A 4,786-nucleotide genomic window follows, 5' to 3' on the forward strand; every position below is an offset into this window, starting at 1 on the left:
AACACCTCCCGGTGATGCACCGGCAATTCCCCCACCGACTGCTCCACCATTTCCCGCAGGTGACGCTTGCGGAACAGGTCGTCAGGACGCGAGGTGGGGTCCTCGAACTCGATCGGACGCTCCTCGTCCTCGAACTTCGCCTTGATGGTTTGGAACAGAACCAATGGGTTACGCGAGCGGTTGCGCAGCTCGTTCTTCGCCAGGTTCGACGCGATCGTGTAGATCCACGTGCTGAACTTCTTCGAACGATCGAAGCGGCCGATGTGGCGGTACACGCGGATGAACACTTCCTGCACCAGGTCCTCGGCGCGGTCGCGGTCACCGATCGTGCGGTACACGAAGTTGAGCAGGCGCCCCTGGTAGCGATCGACAAGCTCCTCGAACGCCCGTTCCTCGCCCGCGAGGAAGGCCGACACCACATCCCCATCCTCGAGCGTCCGCAGGTGCTCGCGCACCGGCACCACGGGGGTGGCATGGGCAGTCAGTTTAGTACGAGCAAGTTCGGCCATCGGTCGAGCCCTCCTGCCAGAGGCAGTGTTCCGGTGGCGCGCCAACCAGACCGCCGGACGACCCGGTGTGTCATGCTGGTGCGCACTGAGGGGTATCGCACGGGGCGTGCCGAAAGGAACCACGGGGAACCTTTCGATGCAAACGCTTACACGCCAACGACTTGGAGTTCCGTGCCCCGCGTCACCATCTCACCGGGTGTCCGCTCGACCGTCCTCTTCCGATGAATCGTGTCCGGAAAAGTGGACAACCAATACGACAATTCGGCTCAGTTCAGACGAAAGCCTGCCGCATACAGCAGGGCGAGCGCCGTTTTGGCGTCCTGAATTTCCCCCTGCTCGACCATGGACAGTGCCCGTGAGAGTCGGGTGGGCACCAGTTCCATGAACTCGTCGGCCTCGCGATGCGCCTGCCCTGCCACGAGACCGGTCGCCACGAAGAGATGAATCTTCTCGTCGGTGAACCCGGGCGTCGTGTACATGGTGAACACATGTTCGACACGCTCAGCCGAGTAACCGGTTTCCTCCTGCAATTCCCGCCGCGCGCAATCCGCCGGCGTTTCTCCCGGGTCGAGGCGCCCGGCCGGGATTTCATACAGGAACTGATCAGCCGCGTACCGGTACTGCCGGATCAGCAACACCTCGGGATCGTCCCCCGGGTCACCGAGCACCGGTACCACCGCGCTCGCTCCGGGGTGCCGGATCATTTCCAGCGTTCCCGTAGATCCATCGGGAAAGCGGACCTCATCGAGGTCCACCGAGATGATGCGCCCGTGGTAGACCCGCGTCCCGCCGATCTTTCCGGTCTCGCTCATTTCGTGGTCTTGGCCCGCTTTCTTACCGGCTTGCGCGGCTTCTTTACGTCGTTGCCGGCCAGCCACTCACGCACCGTCGGACGCAGATACACGGGCACCTTGAGAATGGTGCCGCGGCACTTCTTCGCCCCGCAGCGGCAGGCATAGTACCGGATGTCCTTCGGCTCGTACTCGTCCTGCCACTCGAAGCGGTAATCGTAGGTGAGCTCGGTCTCGGGAGCGATCGCCTTGATGGCCTTGATGTAGATATGGCCGCGTGCGATTTCCGTTTCGCAGTTCGGATCGCACGAATGGTTGATGAAGCGCGCGTCGTTGCCGCCGTAGCGCGCGTCCAGCACCGTGTCATCGTCGAGCACGAACAGGAACGTGTGGTGCCGCCCGTCGTTGTCCTCATAGCGACGGTCGGCTTCCTCGTGCGTGATGCGCTGTCCCCAGTACTCGTCGACCTTCTGCCCCGTACGAATGGACTTGATCGCGAAGGCCCCGCGCCCCTGGATCTTCGAGCGGCGCACCTCGTACAGCTCCGACTTGGGCGGCTTCACCAGCTTTTTGCTGGACTTCTTCGTGGACTTCCGGACGGGGGTCACGATGACGGGATGAGGTGAGCAGGGTGATCGGCGAAGCGAACGCGGCGCGACGACGGCGCGTCAGGCCTCGCCGTCATCATCGAGTGGATCATACACCGTGATGGGGCCGAGCCCCAGTGCTGCCACAGGCTCACGGATGGCGTCGGCATCGCCCACGACCACCACCTGCAACCGCGCCGGATCGAGATGGGTCTGCGCCACGCGCAGCACATCCTGCGCCGTGACCGCTGACACCCGCTCGCGATACGTATCGAAGTAGTTGCTTGGCAGGCGGAAGATCTCCACGTTCGCCAGACCGCCGGCTACTTCGGCCGTGGTCTCGAAGCGGATGGGGAACACCCCCACCAGATACGAAATCGCCAGCGACAGCTCGGCGTCGCTCACCGGCTCCGCACGAATGCGCGTGAACTCGGCCACGATTTCCCGCAGCGCGTCGGCGGTGACGGCCGTCTCCACCGCCGTGCTGATTTCGAACGGGCTGGCCGCGCGACGCCAGTCGAATGCGCTGTGCGCCCCGTACGTGTACGCGTGCGCTTCGCGCAGGTTGAGGTTGAGACGCGACGAGAACAGCCCGCCGAGGATCGCGTTCATCACGACCACCGGGAAGTAGTCCGGGTGAAAACGCGGAATGGCGATGTGCCCCACCCGCACCTCGCTCTGCGGCGCATCGACCTTATGCACGAGATGCACGCGCGGTTCGGCGTGCCGCTGCGCCGCCGGCGGTTCGGTGACCGGTGGCGCCTTCCCCACCCAGTCCCCCAGATGGGCGCTGGCGATGCGGACGGCCGTGTCCACGTCGATGTCACCGACCATCATCAGGGCGGTGGCATCCGGCCGGTAGAAAGTGTCGTGGTACTTCACGATCTCGTCGCGCGAGAGCCGCTCGATACTGCGTTCGTCGCCGCCGGCGAGTCGGGCGAATCGCGACGAGGGATCGAAGAGCAATCGCGAGAAGAACACGTCACTCAGGCCGCGCGGTTCAGCGCGCAGCTGGGCCAGATCGGCGCGACGCTCCGCGCGCAGCCGCTCCAGCTCGTGCTCAGGAAACGACGGATAGCGCAGCACTTCGGCCAGCACGGCCATGGCGTCTTCCATGCGCGACGACAGGGCCGTGAGCTGCACGATGGCCGAATCCCAGTCGGCACCGGTATCGAGCGTGGTGCCCAGCATCTCGAGGCGGGTGGTAAGCTCGAGCGCATTCATCGACCGCGTACCTTCACTGAGCGCCCGCGTCACCAGCTGCGCCAACCCTTCATGGTCACGCGGATCGCGCGTGGCCCCCGCTTCCACCACCGCCAGCGTCGTCACCACCGGAAACGCGGGGACCGGGGCGACCATCAGCCGAAGTCCGTTGCTGAGAATGCGGGTGACGAAGTGCGGGAAGCGATACGGCCGCGGTTCACCGGGGCCGGGACGCGGCGGGGCCACGGGCGTGGTCCCTTCGTCGTGCATCGGGGCTACAGCGGTCATGCGGTGGCCTCCGCCAGTTCGGCTTCCACTTCGGCTGGCGGTTCGTCGGCCGGCACGAACACCAGCACCACGCGATTGTCCGGGCCCAGACGCTCGCGCGCCAGGCGTGAGACATCGGCGGCCGTGGTGGCGGTGTAGCGGTCCACCTGCGTGTTCACGAGGGTGGGATCCCCGAAATAGGTGGCGAAACGTGACAGCTGATCAGCGCGCTCGGCGGCCGACTGCATGCTCATCACGAAGCTCGTTTCAATGAGGGCGCGCGCGCGCGTTACCTCGTCTTCCGTGACCCCGTGCTCGTACATCGCGTCGAGCTCGGCGAGCACCGCCGCCTCCAACGCATCAACGCTCACCCCGGGGTGCGCGGTGGCGTCGATCACCAGCAGATCGCTCCCCTTCGCGAGATCGTACGTGAAGGCGCTGGCCTGCGACGCGATCCGCTGGCGACGCACCAGCGACTGTTCGAGGCGGCACCCGGTACGCATCCCCAGCACGGCACCGGCAAGACTCGCGGCATAGTAGCCGTCGGTCCCGAACACCGGTGTGCGGCACGTCACAAACACGCGCGGCAGCGCGACGGCATCGGGTACCACCTCGCGTCGCGTGTCGCCGAACGTGGGGGGAACGCTCATGTCGCGGAGCGGCGGACGCGGTCCCCCGCGAGGAATGGCCCCGAAGTATGCTTCGATGAGCCGTACCGTTTCGGTCCGGTCGAAATCGCCGGCAACGGTGAGCACCGCGTTGTCCGGGGTGTAGTACGTGCGAAAGAAGTCCGCCACGTCGTCGAGCGACGCGTCGGTCAGGTGTTCCATCGACCCGATCAGCGAGTGATTGAACGGATGCCCGTCGGGGAACGCCAACGCCGGCAGCCGCTCCCACCACGTCCCGTACGGCTGGTTGTCCACGCTCCAGCGGCGTTCGTTCTTCACGACGTCGCGTTGCGTGTCCAACTTCTGTTGCGTCATGGCCGGGAGCATGCGACCCATGCGATCGGCTTCCAGCCAGAGCGCCAGCGCCAACTGATGTGACGGCAGGGTTTCGTAATAGTTGGTGCGATCGAGCCACGTGGACCCGTTCAACGTTCCGCCGGCCCGTTGCACCAGTTCGAAGTGTTCGTTGGCCTCGACGTTCGCCGATCCCTGGAAGAGCATGTGCTCGAAGAGATGGGCAAAACCGGTTCTATCCAGTCGCTCGTTGGCCGAACCGACATGGTACCACAGATTCACCGCAACGATGGGCGCCGTATGGTCCTCGGAGAGCACCACGTGCAGGCCATTCGGGAGGTGATAGCTCTCGACGGGGATGTGCATGGGTCAATATTCGGGCGTGTACCAGCAACTCGAAACCCCGTCGTCATGCATTCGCGTTCACTATCGGTCCTATTGCGGCGTTCGCTGCCCGCATCGTCGCT

General features: G+C 64.9%; 5 protein-coding genes. All 5 read right to left on the minus strand.

Features of this window, described 5'->3' with window-relative positions; genetic code table 11:
- Positions 1-509 (minus strand): RNA polymerase sigma factor (locus ACIQ6O_RS13015; protein ID WP_396208221.1); only part of this gene is annotated, 509 nt, incomplete at its 3' end.
- A 266-nt stretch (positions 510-775) separates the two neighbouring features.
- Positions 776-1,321 carry an NUDIX hydrolase gene (locus ACIQ6O_RS13020; protein ID WP_396208222.1) on the minus strand — a complete coding sequence of 182 codons (546 nt, stop codon included), beginning with the start codon at positions 1,319-1,321 and terminating at the stop codon, positions 776-778.
- Complete coding sequence (locus ACIQ6O_RS13025; protein ID WP_396208223.1) at positions 1,318-1,908, minus strand: SET domain-containing protein; 591 nt, start codon at positions 1,906-1,908, stop codon at positions 1,318-1,320. The genes ACIQ6O_RS13020 and ACIQ6O_RS13025 overlap by 4 nt, the downstream gene beginning before the upstream one ends.
- A gap of 60 nt (positions 1,909-1,968) precedes the next feature.
- On the minus strand, positions 1,969-3,378 hold the full coding sequence (locus ACIQ6O_RS13030; RefSeq protein ID WP_396208224.1) for a M16 family metallopeptidase: 1,410 nt from the start codon (positions 3,376-3,378) through the stop codon (positions 1,969-1,971).
- A complete protein-coding gene (locus tag ACIQ6O_RS13035; protein WP_396208225.1) occupies positions 3,375-4,685 on the minus strand; it encodes a M16 family metallopeptidase in 1,311 nt (436 codons plus the stop codon). The genes ACIQ6O_RS13030 and ACIQ6O_RS13035 overlap by 4 nt, the downstream gene beginning before the upstream one ends.
- Between the last annotated feature and the right edge of the window lie 101 nt (positions 4,686-4,786).

Source organism: Gemmatimonas sp. (assembly GCF_044345575.1).
GTDB lineage: Bacteria > Gemmatimonadota > Gemmatimonadetes > Gemmatimonadales > Gemmatimonadaceae > Gemmatimonas.

Coding starts and splice junctions, on each gene's coding strand:
- ACIQ6O_RS13020 (WP_396208222.1), bottom strand. CDS start 1,321: ATGAGCGAGACCGGAAAGATCGGCGGGACGCGGGTCTACCACGGGCGC.
- ACIQ6O_RS13030 (WP_396208224.1), bottom strand. CDS start 3,378: ATGACCGCTGTAGCCCCGATGCACGACGAAGGGACCACGCCCGTGGCC.
- ACIQ6O_RS13035 (WP_396208225.1), bottom strand. CDS start 4,685: ATGCACATCCCCGTCGAGAGCTATCACCTCCCGAATGGCCTGCACGTG.